A 15,126-nucleotide genomic window follows, 5' to 3' on the forward strand; every position below is an offset into this window, starting at 1 on the left:
ATCGCGCCGGGCAATGGCCTCATTGCATGCCGAACGTATACAATGACAATGCTGCAGTGCTCTTCTGAGGAGGCTTGAATGACGATGTCGCGCTTCGCCTGCCTGCTCGCCGCCTGCCTCGGATTGGGCGCGACCGCGCCGGTCTCCGCCCGCTCCCTCGACGACATCCTCAAGGCCGGCGAGCTGCGCGTCGGCGTCAACCCGACGCTGCCGCCGCGCGCGCTGTTCAACGAGAAGAACGAGATCGACGGCTTCGAGCCGGAGCTGGCGAAGGCGGGTGGCCGACAAGCTCGGCGTCAAGCTCACGCTGGTCCAGGTCGGCTCGCCTGACCGCATCCCCTTCGTCGTGGCCGACAAGGTCGATGTCGTGATGGGCGCGATGAGCCGCACCTCCGAGCGCGCCAAGGTGATCGACTTCACCGCGCCGATCCATTCGGAGAATTACGGGATCGTCACCACCGACGCGAAGCCCTTCGCCAAGCTCGCCGATCTCAACAGCGAGAGCGTGACGCTGATCCAGGTGCGCGGCACGACCGCGATCCCCTTCATCCAGAAGAACCTGCCCAAGGCCAAGCTCGTCCTGCTCGACAACTACAACGATCGCGACCGGGCGCTGGCGCAGGGGCGCGGCGACGCCTCCTTCGACGGGATCGACGCGGTGGCCTACCGGCTGAAGATCTTCCCGGCGATCAAGTGGAAGGTGGTGGCGACGCCGGAATACGGCGTCACCTATTCGAGCTTCGGCGTCGCCAAGGGCAATTACTCGGTCCGCGACTGGCTCAACATCGCGCTCTACGAATTGCACACGGCCGGCACGGTCGAGGCGATCTGGGAGAAGTGGTTCCTCAAGCCGATGGACACGAAAGTGCCCGTCACGCCGTATTTCTGATGCCTCTGCGCCATCCCAAGCCGATGGTCCTGCGGACCCAAGCCCCGTCATTCCGGACAAGCGGCGTAGCCGCGCCGATCCGGAATCCATCGAAGGGCGCCGACGCTCTAGGATGGATTCCGGGTCTCCGCTTCGCTGCGCCCGGAATGACGGAGCGGGTGTTGCAATGTAGCCGGTCGCTGTCCTGATGGCCTACACCCTCCAATACGGGCAGGTGACGCCCTATCTCGGCTATCTCGCCGGCGGTGCGTGGCTCGCGCTGCAGCTGGCGGCGATCGCCTTCGTGATCGGCTGGGCGATCGGGCTCGTCTGCGCCTCGGTGCTCGAATATGGGCCGCGACCGCTGCGCTGGCTGGTGAAGGCCTATGTCGTGTTCTTCCTGAACACGCCGCTGCTCGTGCAGATCTTCTTTCTGTATTTCGCGCTGCCGGACTGGGGCATCGTGCTCGGCTCCTACCAGGCCGTGCTGCTGGGCATGGCGATCAATGCCGGCGCCTATCTCACCGAGATCCAGCGGGCGGGTTTCCGCTCCATCCGCAAGGCCGAGATCGAGGCGGCGGAGACGCTGGGCTTCTCGCGCATCCAGATCATCCGCTACGTGGTGCTGCCGCATATCGGCAAGGTTCTGTTCCCGCCGCTGTCGAACCAGTACATCATCCTGACGATGACGACCTCGATCGCCGCGATCTTCGGCGTCGAGGAACTGACCGGGCGGACCTACAACATCAACGCCCAGACCTTCCGCTCCTTCGAGATCTTCTCGATCGCGGCGCTCTACTACATCGCGCTGACCCTGGTCGCGAGCGCGGCGCTCTACGCCGTCGGGCGCTACTTCTTCCGCATCAAGGGCAAGGTCTTCTGATGGAACGGCGTCGTCCCAGGCCGGAGGGCTGCCGATGACCTCGCTGATCGAGGAGGCGCCGCGCTTCTTCGGCTATTACAACCTGATCTTCCTCGGGAAGGCCTTCGCCTATACGGCGCTGCTCTCGCTCGTCGGCTGCGGGCTGGGCTTCCTCGTCGGCTTCGGGCTCGCCGTGCTGCGCAACGAGCGCATCGTCGGCTTCGCGCCGCTGCGCTGGTTCGCCACGATCTATGTCGAGATCTTCAGGCGCATCCCCTTCCTGGTGAAGCTGATGGTGGTGTTCTTCGCCTTCCAGCTCGCCGGCTTCGACGCCAGCATGTTCGCGGTCGCCGCCACCACGGTCGCGCTCTCGGCCTCGGCCTTCTCGGCCGAGAACATCCGCGCCGGCCTGGAATCGGTGCACAAGAACCAGTGGGACGCGGCCGAGACCATGAACATGGGCGGGCTGACAGCGCTGCGCCGGGTGATCCTGCCGCAGGCCTGGGCGATCATCATCCCGCCCTCGATGACCTATTCGGTCGGGCTGGTGAAGAGCACCTCGATCGCCTCGCAGATCGGCGTGGTCGAGCTGACCTATGCCGCCAAGATCCTGAACCAGAAGGGTTTCTCGGCGGCGATCTGCTTCGGCACGATTCTGATCCTGTATTTCGTCCTCTGCTATCCGCTGAACCTGTTCGCATCGCATCTGGAGCGCCGGCTTGCCCCATCTCGTCATCGATAGGCTCAGCGCCAATTATGGCACGGCGCCGGTCCTGCAGGATGTCTCGCTGTCGGTCAAGCGCGGCGAGATCGTCTCGATCATCGGCCCCTCCGGCTCGGGCAAGAGCACGCTGCTGCGCGTGCTGACCGGGCTGCTGAAGCCGCATGCCGGGGTCGTCCATGTCGCCGGGGCGCAGGTCGACTATGGCAGCGCGGCCGCGCTGAAGAAGGTGCGCGACCGCTTCGCCGTCGTGTTCCAGCAATACAATCTGTTCCAGAACATGACGGCGCTGCGCAACGTCACCATCGCGCCGACCATCGTGAAGAAGCGCGACGCCGCCGAGGTCGAGCGCGAGGCGCGCGCACTGCTCGAGAAGGTCGGGCTGTCGCATCGGATCGAGGCCTATCCGGACGAACTCTCCGGCGGCCAGCAGCAGCGCGTCGCGATCGCCCGCGCGCTGGCGCTGAAGCCGGAGATCCTGCTGCTCGACGAGGTGACCTCGGCGCTCGACCCCGAGCTCGTCGCCGAGGTGCTCGACACCATCCGCGTGCTCGCCGCCGAGGGCATGACCATGCTGATCGTCAGCCACGAGATGGGCTTCGTCCGCGAGATCTCCAGCAAGGTCGTGTTCATGGCCGACGGCAAGGTGGTCGAGGTCGGGCCGCCCGAGCAGATCTTCGACGCGCCGCAGACCGAGCGCTGCGCCGATTTCGTCCGCCGCATCCTGCGGCACTGAAGGAAGAGCCCCGATGAGCTACGGCATGCACTATCTGAAGGGCGCGGTGGACTGCCACGTCCACACCTGCCCGCATCTCAACGGGCGCAGCGCCAACATCTTCGAATCGGTGCGCCAGGCGGCCGCGGCCGGGATGCGCGCCATCGGGCTGATGGACAATTTCATGAACTCGTCGGGCTATGCCGCGCTGGCTGCGGCCGAGCTCGGCCATCTCGGCATCGAGATCTTCGGCGGGTTGATCATGCAGCCCACCGCCGGCGGTGTGACCTATGAGGCGGCGCGCAACGCGGTCGATTACGGCTACGGGCCAGGCACCGGCGCGCGCTTCCTCTCGCTGCCGACGCATCACACCAAGGCGGTGGCGCGGCGCGAGGGGCGCACGGGGCTCTATCTGGAGGCTGCCTTCGGCGTGCATGAGAGTGGCAAGGTGCCCGACCCGGTGCCCGCGATCATCGACCTCTGCGCCGAGCGGGACATCGTCTTCGATTGCGGCCATGTCGATGGCTGGGAGGCCGTGGCGCTGGCGGAAGAGGCCAAGAAGCGCGGGGCCACCCGCGTACGCACGCATGCCGGCGGCTACGATATCAAGACCATCGAGACGCTGGTGGGTCTGGGCGCCTATTGCGAGTTCTCGTTCTTCGTCCTGACCCATGCGACACAGGTCGGGCTCACCCATGTCGACCAGGAGAAGCACCGCGCCCCGTCGAAGACAGTGCAGGATCTGACGCCGCGCATCCGCGCCGCTGGCGACCGCGCCATCGTCTCGGGCGATGCCGGCATCTATCTGCTGCCGCCGCCGGTCGAGGCCTTCCGGGAGTTCCTCGTGCTCCTCGAATCGGACGGCTTCTCCGAGGCGGAGCTTCGCCGGATGAACACCACCAACCCGGTCGATCTGTTCCGGATCGGCAGCTTCGCCTGAGGTGGCGCCCAACAAAAAGCGCCCGGCCTTAGGCCGGGCGCGAGTCGGTCGGGAGATCGTTGGAGAGGCGCTGCGGCGCCTTACTTCTTCTTCCCGTCAGGGCCGAACTGCTTGAGATAGGCGACCAGATTGGTGATCTGGGTGTCGTCCTTGAGGCCCGGGAAAATCATCTTGGTGCCCGGCGTCACGCCGCGCGGATCCTTGATGTAGACGCGGAAATTGTCCTCGTTCCAGACCTTGTCCAGCGTCTTGTAGGCCGCCGAATAGGTATAGCCCTCGTGCGTTCCGGCCTTGCGGTTGTCGAACAGCCCGTTGAGGACGGGGCCGACGGCATTCTTCGCGGTTTCTCCGACCTGGTGGCAGGTCCTGCACTGGAGGAAGACCTTCTCGCCGGCGGCGAGATCCTGGGCCTGTGCGGTGGCGGGCAGGAAAAAGAGGAATGCGGCAGTGGCTGCGTAGGCAAGCTGTCTCATGGCGTGTGACCTTTCCGAGACTTCGTCCAATTCCAACGAAGGCAATACGCCGGAAAAGGTTCCGCCGATCAACCCATCGTCGCTCATTCTGGTCTTCAGGCCTCGCGCCTCTTGCGGATCGTCGGGGGCCGAACGTCCAAAAAGCACGACCAAAGCGATTGCATGTCGTGCAACTCCTTCGTAGTGTATCGACAGCTTGACATCAATATGTAAATTCAAGCTGACACATCGAGGCGCGAAGGGGAATGGAATGCCCGAGACCCCGCTTCTGGACGGCGTCACCTCTCCCGCCGATCTGCGCCGCCTGTCGCAGCCTCAGCTGAAGCAACTTGCCGATGAGCTGCGGGCGGAGACGATCGACGCCGTCTCCGTCACCGGCGGCCATCTCGGGGCAGGGCTCGGCGTGGTGGAGCTGACGGTCGCGCTGCATCATCTCTTCGACACGCCGCGCGACACGCTGATCTGGGATGTCGGCCATCAGGCCTATCCCCACAAGATCCTGACCGGCCGGCGCGACCGCATCCGCACGCTGCGCCAGGGCGGCGGGCTCTCCGGCTTCACCAAGCGCGAGGAGAGCGAGTTCGACCCCTTCGGGGCCGCCCACACCTCGACCTCGATCTCGGCGGGGCTGGGTTTCGCCGTCGCCCGCGACCTCAAGGGCGAGGACGGCCATGTCGTGGCCGTGATCGGCGACGGCGCGATGTCGGCCGGCATGGCCTATGAGGCGATGAACAATGCCGGTGCGCTCGGCAAAAGGCTGATCGTCATCCTCAATGACAACGACATGTCGATCGCCCCGCCGGTGGGTGCGCTGTCGGCACATCTGGCGCGGCTACTGTCCGGCAAGGCCTATCTCTCGCTGCGCGACCAGGGCCGCCAGCTGACGCGCCGGCTCGGACGCGGGCTCGATTCCAAGATCACCCGTGCCGTCGAACACGCGCGCGGCTACCTGACGGGTGGGACGCTGTTCGACCAACTGGGCTTCTACTATGTCGGGCCGATCGACGGCCACAATCTCGACCACCTCATCCCGGTGCTGCGCAATGTCCGCGATGCGCCGAACGGGCCGATCCTCGTCCATGTCGTGACGCAGAAGGGCAAGGGCTATGCCCCGGCCGAGGCGACGGCGGACAAGTACCACGCCGTCGTCCGCTTCGACGTCGCGACCGGGCAGCAGGAGAAGGCGCCGGCCGCCGCGCCCTCTTATACGAAGGTCTTCTCGCAGGCCCTGCTGCGCGAGGCGGCGCGCGACGAGCGCATCGTCGCCATCACCGCCGCCATGCCCTCCGGCACCGGGCTTGATGCCTTTGCGAAGGCGCATCCCTCCCGCTTCTTCGATGTCGGCATCGCCGAGCAGCATGCGGTGACCTTCGCCGCCGGGCTCGCCTGCGAGGGGCTGAAGCCGGTCTGTGCGATCTACTCGACCTTCCTGCAGCGCGCCTATGACCAGATCGTTCATGACGTCGCGCTGCAGAAACTGCCCGTGCGCTTCGCCATCGACCGGGCGGGGCTGGTCGGCGCCGATGGCGCGACCCATGCGGGTGCCTTCGACACCGCCTATCTCGGCTGCCTGCCCGGCTTCGTGCTGATGGCGGCGGCCGACGAGGCCGATCTCGTGCATATGGTCGCCACCGCCTGCGCCCATGACGAGGGGCCGATCGCGCTGCGCTATCCGCGCGGCGAAGGGCTCGGCGTCGCGCTCCCCGAGACCGGCATGCCACTCGAGATCGGCCGCGGGCGGGTGCTGCGGGAGGGCACGCGGGTCGCCATCCTCTCCTATGGAACGCGACTGGGCGAATGCCTCGAGGCCGCGGAGCTGCTCGATGCGATGGGGTTGTCGACCACCGTCGCCGATGCGCGCTTCGCCAAGCCGCTCGACCGGGCGCTGATCCGGCGCCTGGCGCAGCATCACGAGGCGCTGATCACGGTGGAGGAGGGCTCCGTCGGCGGCTTCGGCTCCTTCGTGCTGCATGCGCTGGCCGATGACGGGCTCTTCGAGGCCGGGCTGAAGATCAAGACGCTGACCCTGCCGGACCGTTTCCAGGACCAAGACAGCCAGGCGCGGCTCTATGCGCAGGCCGGGCTCGACGCGGATGCGATCGTCGCGTTGGCGACGGGGCTCTGCCGGCCGGCTGCCCGCCGCAGCGCCATGGCAGGCGCGGCGGGCCTGCGGCTGGTGCCGGCGATCGCGCCCGGAACGGTCCCGCTGCACGAGGCCTCGACATGAACGCCGTGACGCCCTTCAAGCGCCCGTTGACGGTGCTGCTGGCCAAACCGCGCGGCTTCTGCGCCGGCGTGGTGCGGGCGGTCGAGATCGTCGAGCGCGCCATCGCGCAGACCGGCGCGCCGGTCTATGTCCGCCACGAGATCGTCCACAACACCCATGTCGTCGAGGGCCTGCGTGCCCAGGGCGCCGTCTTCGTCGGCGAGGTCGACCAGATCCCGGCGGGCGCGACGACGATCTTTTCGGCCCATGGCGTGTCGCGCGGGGTCGAGGCGGCCGCGGCGGCGCGCGGGCTCGACGTGATCGACGCGACCTGTCCGCTCGTCCAGAAGGTCCACAACCAGGGCCGGCGCTATGCGCAGCTCGGCTACGACGTCGTGTTGATCGGCCATGAGGGCCATGCCGAGGTCGAGGGCACGCGCGGCCAGATCGACGGGCGGCTGCATGTCGTCGCTACGGCCGCCGAAGTCGCCGGGCTGGTCGTCGCCGACCCGGAGCGGGTCGCCTATATCAGCCAGACGACACTGAGCGTTCAGGACACGCGCGAGGTCATCGCCGCGCTGACCGCGCGCTTCCCGGCGATCGTCGGACCCGACATCCGCAACATCTGCTACGCGACCCAGAACCGGCAGGCGGCGGTGCAGGCGATGGCGCCGCACTGCGATCTCATCCTCGTCGTCGGCTCGCGCTCCTCCTCCAACACCACGCGGCTGCGCGAGGTCGGCGCGATCGCCGGCGTACCGAGCCATCTGATCGAGGGTCCGGATGCGATCGAGCCGGCCTGGTTCGAGACGGTCGAGACCGTCGGCTTCACCGCCGGCGCCTCGGCGCCCGAGCGGCTGATCCAGGAGACGATCGACCGGCTGCGCGGCTTCCGCTCGGTGACGGTGAAGGAACTCGATGGGACCGAGGAGGAGGTGGTGTTCCGCCTGCCGCCGCGGCTCGTCGAGGCGATGGCGTCCTGAAACGGGGAAAGACGGCGATGGACGGGCCCCTGGATCATGCGGATGTCGTCGGACAGGTTCTCCGAGGCGAGGAGGGCGGGCCTGCGGAGGCAGGGCGGCCATCCGGCTCGCCGGTGACGGCGCCGACCCGCGAGCGGGGGTCCGCTTCAAAGAAGGAAACGGCCTTGCAGGGCAGCGGCCGTCCGCCGCCCTTCCCGTTCTCCGCCATCGTGGCGCAGGAGGAGATGAAGCGGGCGCTGCTGCTGGCCGCCATCGACCCCACCATCGGCGGTGTGCTGATCTTCGGCGATCGCGGCACGGGCAAGTCGACCGCCGTGCGGGCGCTCGCCGCCCTGCTGCCGCCGATGCGCGCCGTCGTCGGCGATCCCTATAACTGTGCTCCCCAGGCGGGAGCGCGCGGGCAGAAGACCCATCTCGTGCCGGTGCCGGTGGTTGATCTGCCGCTGGGCGCGACGGAGGATCGCGTCGTCGGCGCGCTCGATCTGGAGAAGGCTCTGGTTAGCGGCGAAAAGGCCTTCCAGCCCGGGCTGCTGGCGCGCGCCAATCGCGGCTTCCTCTATATCGACGAGGCCAATCTGCTGGAGGACCATCTCGTCGATGTGCTGCTCGATGTGGCGGCCTCGGGCGAGAACGTCGTCGAGCGCGAGGGGCTGAGCATCCGCCATCCGGCGCGCTTCGTTCTGGTCGGCAGCGGCAACCCGGAAGAAGGCGAATTGCGCCCGCAGTTGCTCGACCGTTTCGGCCTCTCCGTGGAGGTTGCGACGCCCGCCGACCTGCCCACCCGCATCGCGGTGGTGAAGCGGCGCGATGCCTATGATCGCGATCCGCATGGCTTTGCGGCGCAGTGGCGGGCTGCCGATGCGGCGCTGGGGCGCAAGCTCGTCGCCGCCCGCAAGCGGCTGGCCATGGTCGAGACCTCCGATGCCGCGCTAGGCCGTGTCGCCGAGCTCTGCCTGCATCTGGGCACCGACGGGCTACGCGGCGAGCTGACGCTGATGCGGGCGGCGCGTGCCTTCGCTGCGCTGGAAGGCGACGTGGCGATTGGTGACAGCCATATCCGCAGCGTCGCGCCGATCGCGCTGCGGCACCGGCTGCGACGCAACCCGCTCGACGAGGCGGGCTCGACGGTGCGGATCGAACGCGCTCTGGCCGAGGTGTTCGGGCCGTGAGCGCGGTGGGCGCCGGTGCGGAGCGTCCGGCGCTGTCGCCCTGGCGGCTGGCCGAGCACGCGGCCGCCCTGCTGGCCCTCGATGCTGCTGCCCTTGGTGGGATGACATTGCGGGCGCCGGCAGGGCCGGTCCGTGACGCATTTCTGGCCCGGCTCGCCGCTCTGGGGGGCGGGCAGCGGCTGCTGCGGATGCCGGCTGGCATTAGCGATGCACGGCTGCTGGGTGGGCTCGATCTGGCCGCGACGCTGGCGGCGGGACGCCCCGTCGGCGAGCGCGGGCTGCTGGCGGAGGCCGATGGCGGGATTGTCGTGATCGCGATGGCCGAGCGGCTCGAGATTGGGACGGCCGCCCGCATCGCCGCCGTGCTCGATGCCGGTGCGGTGACGGTGGAGCGCGACGGGCTGTGCCTGACGCTGCCTAGCCGCTTCGGTGTGCTGGCGCTGGACGAGGGCCTCTCCAAGGAGGAACGGCTTCCTACAGCGCTCTCCGACCGGCTGGCCCTGCGGCTCGACCTGACGCCGCTGTCGCATCGCGACATCGAGCCTGACATCTTTTCGCCTGCGGAGATGGCGGCTGCGCGGGCCCGCCCGGCGGCTGCAATTGCCGACGACATGCTCGCCAGCCTGTGCGCGGCCGCATTCGCGCTGGGGATCGACTCCTTCCGTGCGGCGCTTCAGGCGGTGAAAGTGGCGCGGCTGAGCGCTGCACTCGCCGGACGCGACACGGTGGCGGAGGCCGACGCGGCGCTGGCCGCCGCACTGGTTCTGGCGCCGCGCGCGACGCGGCTTCCGGCCGTGCCGGAAGACGAATCCGATCCCCAGACGGATCAGCAGGATGATCCGCCTCCCGAGGATGGCGAGACCGCCTCCGGCGAGGCGCCGCGCGATCTTGACGATCTCGTGCTCGCGGCTGCGCGTGCAGCGCTGCCGCCCGGGCTTCTCGCCCGGCTGCTCGCTTCGGGCGGACGGGTGAAGGCGCGTGCGGCCGGGCGGGCCGGACAGATCCAGAAGGCGGCGCGGCGTGGCCGTGTCATCGGCTCGAAGGCGGGCGATCTGCGCGGTGCGGCGAAGCTCGATGTGGTCGAGACCCTGCGCGCCGCGGCGCCCTGGCAGCGTCTGCGGCGCAGCGAGGCGGCGATGGCAGGCCGTGAGGGGCTGATCGTCCGCCGCGAGGACTTCCGCGTCGCGCGCCACAAGCAGCGCAGCGAGACCGCGACGCTGTTCGTCGTCGATGCCTCCGGCTCCTCGGCGCTGCAGCGGCTCGCCGAGGCGAAGGGCGCCGTCCGGCTCTTGCTGGCGGAGTGTTATGTGCGGCGCGACGAGGTGGCGCTGATCGCTTTCCGGCGCAGCGCAGCCGAGATCGTGCTGCCGCCGACGCGCTCGCTGGTCGCGGCGGAGCGGGCTTTGTCGGGCCTGCCGGGTGGCGGCGCCACGCCACTCGCCACCGCCATCGAGGCCGCCTCTGCGCTGGCCGATGCCGTCAGGCGCAAGGGACGAACCCCGGCGCTGGTCTTCATGACCGACGGCCGCGCCAATATCGACCGCGCCGGGCGGCAGGGGCGAGCACAGGCGCAGGCCGACGCGCTGGCCGCGGCACGGGGCCTGCGTGGCGAAGGCTTCAACGCGATCCTGATCGACACCTCGCCGCAGCCGCAGCCACAGGCGGCCGAGATCGCGGCCGCGATGGGCGGGCTTTATCTGCCGCTGCCACAGGCCGATGCGGCTGGCGTCGGCCGCGCCGTCGGTGCGGCCCTGGCGGCCGCGCGATGACCGCGGCGCTGTCCTGGGCGAGCGAGGGGCGGGACTGGCCGAACCGCGCCGCCAGTCGCTTCGTCGAGGCCGGCGGCCTGTCCTGGCATGTTCAGGAGACGGGCCGGGGGCCGACGCTCCTGCTGCTGCACGGGACCGGTGCCTCGACCCATTCCTGGCGGGATCTCTTGCCACTGCTGGCGCGCGATTTCCATGTCGTCGCGCCCGACCTGCCGGGCCATGGCTTCACCGAGGCGCCGGAGCGCGACCGGCTCTCGCTGCCGGCGATGGCGCGCGGCCTCGCCGCGCTGCTTGGCAAGCTCGGAGTCGAACCGGAGGGGATCGTCGGTCATTCCGCCGGCGCTGCGATCGCGATGCAGATGGTGCTGACCCGGGCGATCGAACCCGCCTGCCTGATCAGCCTGAATGGCGCGCTGCTGCCGTTCAAGGGCGTGGCTTCGCAGCTTTTTCCGTCAGTCGCGCGGCTGCTCGTGCTCAACCCGCTGGTGCCGCGCTTCTTCGCCTGGCGGGCGGGGAGTGCCGATGCGGTGACGCAATTGCTGGAAGGCACCGGCTCGCGGCTCGATGCGCGCGGGCAGGAGCTCTACCAGCGGCTGTTTTCCAACCGCGTTCATATCGCCTCCACGCTGGGGATGATGGCGAACTGGGATCTCGAGACGCTGGGGCGCGGCTTCGGTCGCCTCGATCTGCCGGTGCTGCTCGTCGTCGGCGCCGGCGACCGGGCGGTGCCGCCCGCCGATGCGCGCGAGGTCGCGCGGCGCCTGCCCGATGCGCGCATCGAGACGGTGCCGGGCGCGGGCCATCTCGTCCATGAGGAAAAGCCGGCGGAGATCGCGGCGCTGATCGGCGCCGAGATGCTGCGCCACAGGGAGGCGGTCGCGTCATGCTGAGCGAGCTTCATCCGCCGAGCCTGGGGGCCGGCACCCGCCAGCCCGAGGCCGACCGCCGGCCCCACGCCGTGGTGATCGGCTCCGGCTTCGGCGGGCTCGCGGCCGCCATCCGGCTGGGCGCGCGGGGCTACCGCGTCACCGTGCTGGAATCGCTCGACCAGCCCGGCGGCCGCGCTCGCGTCTTCCGGCAGGACGGTTTCACCTTCGATGCCGGGCCGACGATCGTCACCGCGCCCCATCTCTTCGAGGAGCTCTGGGCGCTGTGCGGGCGGCGGATGGAGGACGATGTCAGCCTGACCGCGCTCGATCCCTTCTACCGGCTGATCTTCGCTGACGGCTCGAGCCTCGACTGCTGCGGCGACGAGAAGAAGATGCGCGCGCGGATCGCCGCCTTCGCGCCCGGCGATTCCGCCGGCTACGAGGCCTTCATGCGCGATGCCGAGGCGATCTACGGGGTCGGCTTCGAGCAGCTCGCGGATGTGCCCTTCGGCACGCTCGTCGATATGCTGAAGGCCCTTCCCGCGATGGCACGGCTACGGGCCGACCGCAGCGTCTATGGTCTCGCTGCACGCCATGTCCGCGACGAGCGGCTGCGGACGGCGCTGAGCTTCCACCCGCTTTTCATCGGCGGGAACCCCTTCGCGACGACGGCGATCTACGCGCTGGTGATCCATCTCGAGCGCAAGTTCGGCGTTCATTTCGCGCAAGGCGGAACGGGGGCTCTCGTCGCGGGGCTGGTGAAGCTGCTGGAGGGCCAGGGGGCGACGCTGCGCTACGGCGCGGAGGTGGCGGAGATCACCGTGGCCAATGGCGCTGCGACAGGGGTCCGGCTGGCGGATGGCCAGGCGATCGCGGCCGATGTCGTCGTCTCCAATGCCGATGCCGCCTATACCTACGGCACGCTGCTGAAGGCGCAGCCGCGCAAACGCTGGAGCGATGCGAAGCTCAAGCGGGCGCGCTATTCGATGTCGGTCGTGGTCTGGTATTTCGGAACGCGCCGCCGCTACGACAGCGTCCCCCACCACAGCATCCTGTTTGGCCCGCGCTATCGCGGGCTGGTCGAGGACATCTTCGAGCGGAAGGTGCTGTCGGAGGATTTCAGCCTCTATCTGCATCGCCCGACGGCGACCGATCCTGCCCTCGCGCCCGAGGGCTGCGACGCCTTCTATGCGCTCGTGCCGGTGCCCAATCTCCAGAGCGGCACCGACTGGGCGACCGAGGCCGAGCCTTTCCGCGCCCGCATCCAGCGGCGGCTCGAGGCGACCCTTCTGCCGGGGCTCGGCGACAGCCTCGTCAGCTCGCGGCTGATGATGCCGCCTGATTTCCGCGACGAGCTGCTCTCGGTCCATGGCGCGGCCTTCGGGCTGGAGCCGCGGTTGCTGCAGAGCGCCTGGTTCCGGCCACACAACAGCAGCGAGGAGGTCGACCGGCTCTATCTGGTCGGCGCGGGGACCCATCCCGGCGCCGGGCTGCCCGGCGTCCTCTCCTCTGCAGCCATTCTCGATACGGTGGTGCCTCATGCGACCCGACTGGTCTGATCCGCATCTTACGGGCCTCTCGGCGGAGGATTTCGCGGCCTGCGACCGCATGCTCTGCGACGGCTCGAAATCCTTCCGGGCGGCGGCGCTGCTGCTGCCGCGGGCGATCCGGCGCCCGGCGACGGCGCTCTACGCCTTCTGCCGGGCTGGCGGACGATGCAATCGATGAGGGGCCGGGCGATGCGGCGACGGTGGCGCGGCTGGAGCGGCGGGTCGAGAGCGCCTATGCGGCACGCCCCATCGACCATCCGGTCGACCGCGCCTTCGCCGAGACCGTGCGCGGCTTCGGCGTGCCGCGCAGCGTGGTGATGGCGCTGATCGAGGGGCTCTCCTGGGACGCGCAGGGCCGGCGCTACGAGACGCTCGATGATCTCTGCAGCTATGCGGCGCGCGTCGCCGGCTCGGTCGGCGTGATGATGGCGGTGCTGATGGAGCGCCGCTCGGCGGACGTGCTGGCACGGGCGGCGGATCTCGGCGTGGCCATGCAGCTCAGCAATATCGCCCGCGATGTCGGCACCGATGCGGCGATGGGGCGGATCTATCTGCCGCTCGCCTGGCTGCGCGAGGCGGGCATCGACCCCGAGGCCTTCCTGGCCCGGCCGCAGTTCACGCCGGCGCTCGCCGGGGTCGTGGCGCGTCTGCTGGCGGAGGCCGAGCGGCTCTATGCGCGTGCCGATGCGGGGATTGCGGCGCTGCCGGCCGCCTGCCGCCCCGGCATCCGGGCGGCGCGGGCGATCTATGCCGAGATCGGGCATGAGGTGGCGCGGCGCGGGCATGACAGCGTCTCGCAGCGCGCCGTCGTGCCGGCGCGGCGCAAGCTCGTGCTGCTCGCAGGTGCGCTCGTCACCGGCTCGGGGGAGGACGGTCTGGCCGCGCCCTCGCTGCCGGGCACGGCCTATCTGGTCGCGGCGGCCGCGATGTCGCAGGCGGCGCGCCCGGCCTTGCGCGGCGCGCCTCCCGCATGGTGGAATCTGGTTGGCCGGGCTGCGGCGGTGATCGAGATGTTCGAGCGTCTCGGCCGGGTCGAGCGCTCCGTCGTCAGAGGGCCGTGAGGGAGGAATTGTCCGATGTCGTCCAGTGCGCTGATCATCGCCGAGATGGTCCTGACGCTCGGGCTGTGCCTCGGCTTCGGCTTCTACCAGCTCTGGGACCTGCGCCGCGAAAAGGCCAAGGACGCCGCCAAGGCGGCGGAGGCCGCGCGGGCGGGCGCCGACCCGACGGTCAAGACCTCCGCGGCATCCTGAAGGGCAGCATCGCCTGCACGACCGGGTTGGCGAAGCGGTCGAGCGACAGGCTTTCATGCATGGCGGTGACGCTCTCGCCAGCGAGCGAGGTCTTCACCAGCGAGCGCGCATAGAAGGGCGTGTCCTCCAGCGTCTCCACCAGCGCGGCCGGCCGGCCACGGTCGCTGCGGGTCTCGCGTGCGATGCGCCAGCCACTCCTGGGCAGGGCGGCGGTCAGGCCCGGCTGGAGGGGGGTCGCGCGGCCGCCGTCGTCGAATCGCCAGCCCAGATCGAAGGCCGAGCCGTCCCGGCGCGTGCCGCCATAGAGCACGGCGGCGCCGCCGGCCGTCGCGGCCCGCGACCAGTGCCAGCTCTGGAAGCCGTCGGCGAGCGGCGCGTTGCCCTGGTTCATGTCGAAATAGCCGGAGCCGCTCCAGCGCAGCGCGGGATCCTCCAGCGCGACCTCGACCCTGGCGAGCGGGGCGACCGGCCACCAGCGATGGGCGCCGTCGGGGTTCAGCGTCACGACATGGTCGGTGATCGCCTGCGGCGTGACGCGGACCGTGCCGCGGACCCGGCGAGGCACCGGCAGCGGCATGCCGATCTCGTCGATCGCGATGGTCAGCGACGACCCGTCCCAATGCAGGGCGCTGGGGCCGATGACGAAGCGCTCAGGCCCGACATCGACATGGCGCCGGCCGCGCTCGGTCATGGTCCAGCGGCGGGCGCCGGGGCCGTAGAGACCGACATTCAGCGCGCAATGATCCAG

Annotated in this window: 15 protein-coding genes and 1 pseudogene; 14 read left to right on the top strand and 2 right to left on the bottom strand. The window is 69.5% G+C overall.

Annotated elements, in window-relative coordinates:
* Positions 1-78: 78 nt before the first annotated feature.
* The 6 genes from ABIE41_RS09785 to ABIE41_RS09810 all read left to right on the top strand — a co-directional run bounded on the left by ABIE41_RS09785 (position 79) and on the right by ABIE41_RS09810 (position 4,106).
* Positions 79-330, top strand: a complete 252-nt coding sequence (locus tag ABIE41_RS09785; RefSeq protein ID WP_354191863.1) for a hypothetical protein — start codon at positions 79-81, stop codon at positions 328-330.
* Positions 278-889: a transporter substrate-binding domain-containing protein gene (locus ABIE41_RS09790; RefSeq protein ID WP_354191864.1), complete on the top strand. Its 612-nt coding sequence runs from the start codon at positions 278-280 to the stop codon at positions 887-889. The genes ABIE41_RS09785 and ABIE41_RS09790 overlap by 53 nt, the downstream gene beginning before the upstream one ends.
* Before the next feature lie 187 nt (positions 890-1,076).
* Entirely contained in the window at positions 1,077-1,751 is a 675-nt protein-coding gene (locus ABIE41_RS09795) for an amino acid ABC transporter permease (RefSeq protein WP_069056313.1), read from the top strand.
* Positions 1,752-1,785: 34 nt separating this feature from the next.
* Positions 1,786-2,472: an amino acid ABC transporter permease gene (locus ABIE41_RS09800; RefSeq protein ID WP_192643828.1), complete on the top strand. Its 687-nt coding sequence runs from the start codon at positions 1,786-1,788 to the stop codon at positions 2,470-2,472.
* Positions 2,450-3,187 (top strand): amino acid ABC transporter ATP-binding protein, encoded by a 738-nt coding sequence (locus tag ABIE41_RS09805; protein WP_192643827.1) that lies wholly within the window; start codon positions 2,450-2,452, stop codon positions 3,185-3,187. Before ABIE41_RS09800 ends, ABIE41_RS09805 begins: the two co-directional genes overlap by 23 nt.
* 13 nt (positions 3,188-3,200) lie before the next feature.
* Entirely contained in the window at positions 3,201-4,106 is a 906-nt protein-coding gene (locus ABIE41_RS09810; RefSeq protein ID WP_192643826.1) for a DUF6282 family protein, read from the top strand.
* A gap of 80 nt (positions 4,107-4,186) precedes the next feature.
* On the opposite strand, the gene ABIE41_RS09815 is transcribed toward ABIE41_RS09810, so the two are convergent.
* The gene (locus ABIE41_RS09815; protein WP_192643825.1) at positions 4,187-4,579 is read right to left on the bottom strand and encodes a c-type cytochrome; all 393 of its coding nucleotides are present in this window, start codon (positions 4,577-4,579) and stop codon (positions 4,187-4,189) included.
* A 250-nt stretch (positions 4,580-4,829) separates the two neighbouring features.
* Here ABIE41_RS09815 and dxs point away from each other — a divergent pair, with 250 nt between their 5' ends.
* The 8 genes and pseudogenes from dxs (at position 4,830) to ABIE41_RS09860 (ending at position 14,378) form a co-directional block, all read left to right on the top strand.
* Complete coding sequence (gene dxs, locus ABIE41_RS09820; RefSeq protein WP_192643824.1) at positions 4,830-6,806, top strand: 1-deoxy-D-xylulose-5-phosphate synthase; 1,977 nt, start codon at positions 4,830-4,832, stop codon at positions 6,804-6,806.
* Entirely contained in the window at positions 6,803-7,768 is a 966-nt protein-coding gene (gene ispH / locus ABIE41_RS09825) for a 4-hydroxy-3-methylbut-2-enyl diphosphate reductase (protein WP_192643823.1), read from the top strand. Before dxs ends, ispH begins: the two co-directional genes overlap by 4 nt.
* A 164-nt stretch (positions 7,769-7,932) precedes the next feature.
* Complete coding sequence (gene bchI, locus ABIE41_RS09830) at positions 7,933-8,937, top strand: magnesium chelatase ATPase subunit I (protein WP_354191865.1); 1,005 nt, start codon at positions 7,933-7,935, stop codon at positions 8,935-8,937.
* Positions 8,934-10,706: a magnesium chelatase subunit D gene (locus ABIE41_RS09835; protein WP_465247086.1), complete on the top strand. Its 1,773-nt coding sequence runs from the start codon at positions 8,934-8,936 to the stop codon at positions 10,704-10,706. The genes bchI and ABIE41_RS09835 overlap by 4 nt, the downstream gene beginning before the upstream one ends.
* Complete coding sequence (gene bchO / locus ABIE41_RS09840; protein ID WP_192643821.1) at positions 10,703-11,596, top strand: alpha/beta fold hydrolase BchO; 894 nt, start codon at positions 10,703-10,705, stop codon at positions 11,594-11,596. The genes ABIE41_RS09835 and bchO overlap by 4 nt, the downstream gene beginning before the upstream one ends.
* Positions 11,590-13,134, top strand: coding sequence for a phytoene desaturase (locus tag ABIE41_RS09845; protein WP_192643820.1), 1,545 nt, complete (start codon positions 11,590-11,592; stop codon positions 13,132-13,134). Before bchO ends, ABIE41_RS09845 begins: the two co-directional genes overlap by 7 nt.
* Positions 13,115-14,186, top strand: a pseudogene (locus ABIE41_RS09855) (phytoene/squalene synthase family protein). Before ABIE41_RS09845 ends, ABIE41_RS09855 begins: the two are co-directional and overlap by 20 nt.
* Positions 14,187-14,201: 15 nt before the next feature.
* Positions 14,202-14,378 (top strand): hypothetical protein, encoded by a 177-nt coding sequence (locus tag ABIE41_RS09860; RefSeq protein ID WP_192643818.1) that lies wholly within the window; start codon positions 14,202-14,204, stop codon positions 14,376-14,378.
* Here the strand turns inward: ABIE41_RS09860 and ABIE41_RS09865 are convergent.
* Entirely contained in the window at positions 14,356-15,069 is a 714-nt protein-coding gene (locus ABIE41_RS09865; RefSeq protein ID WP_354191868.1) for a hydratase, read from the bottom strand. The genes ABIE41_RS09860 and ABIE41_RS09865 overlap by 23 nt on opposite strands.
* Positions 15,070-15,126 lie beyond the last annotated feature (57 nt).

Origin of the sequence: Bosea sp. OAE506 (genome assembly GCF_040546595.1) — a bacterium.
Taxonomy (GTDB): Bacteria; Pseudomonadota; Alphaproteobacteria; order Rhizobiales; family Beijerinckiaceae; genus Allobosea.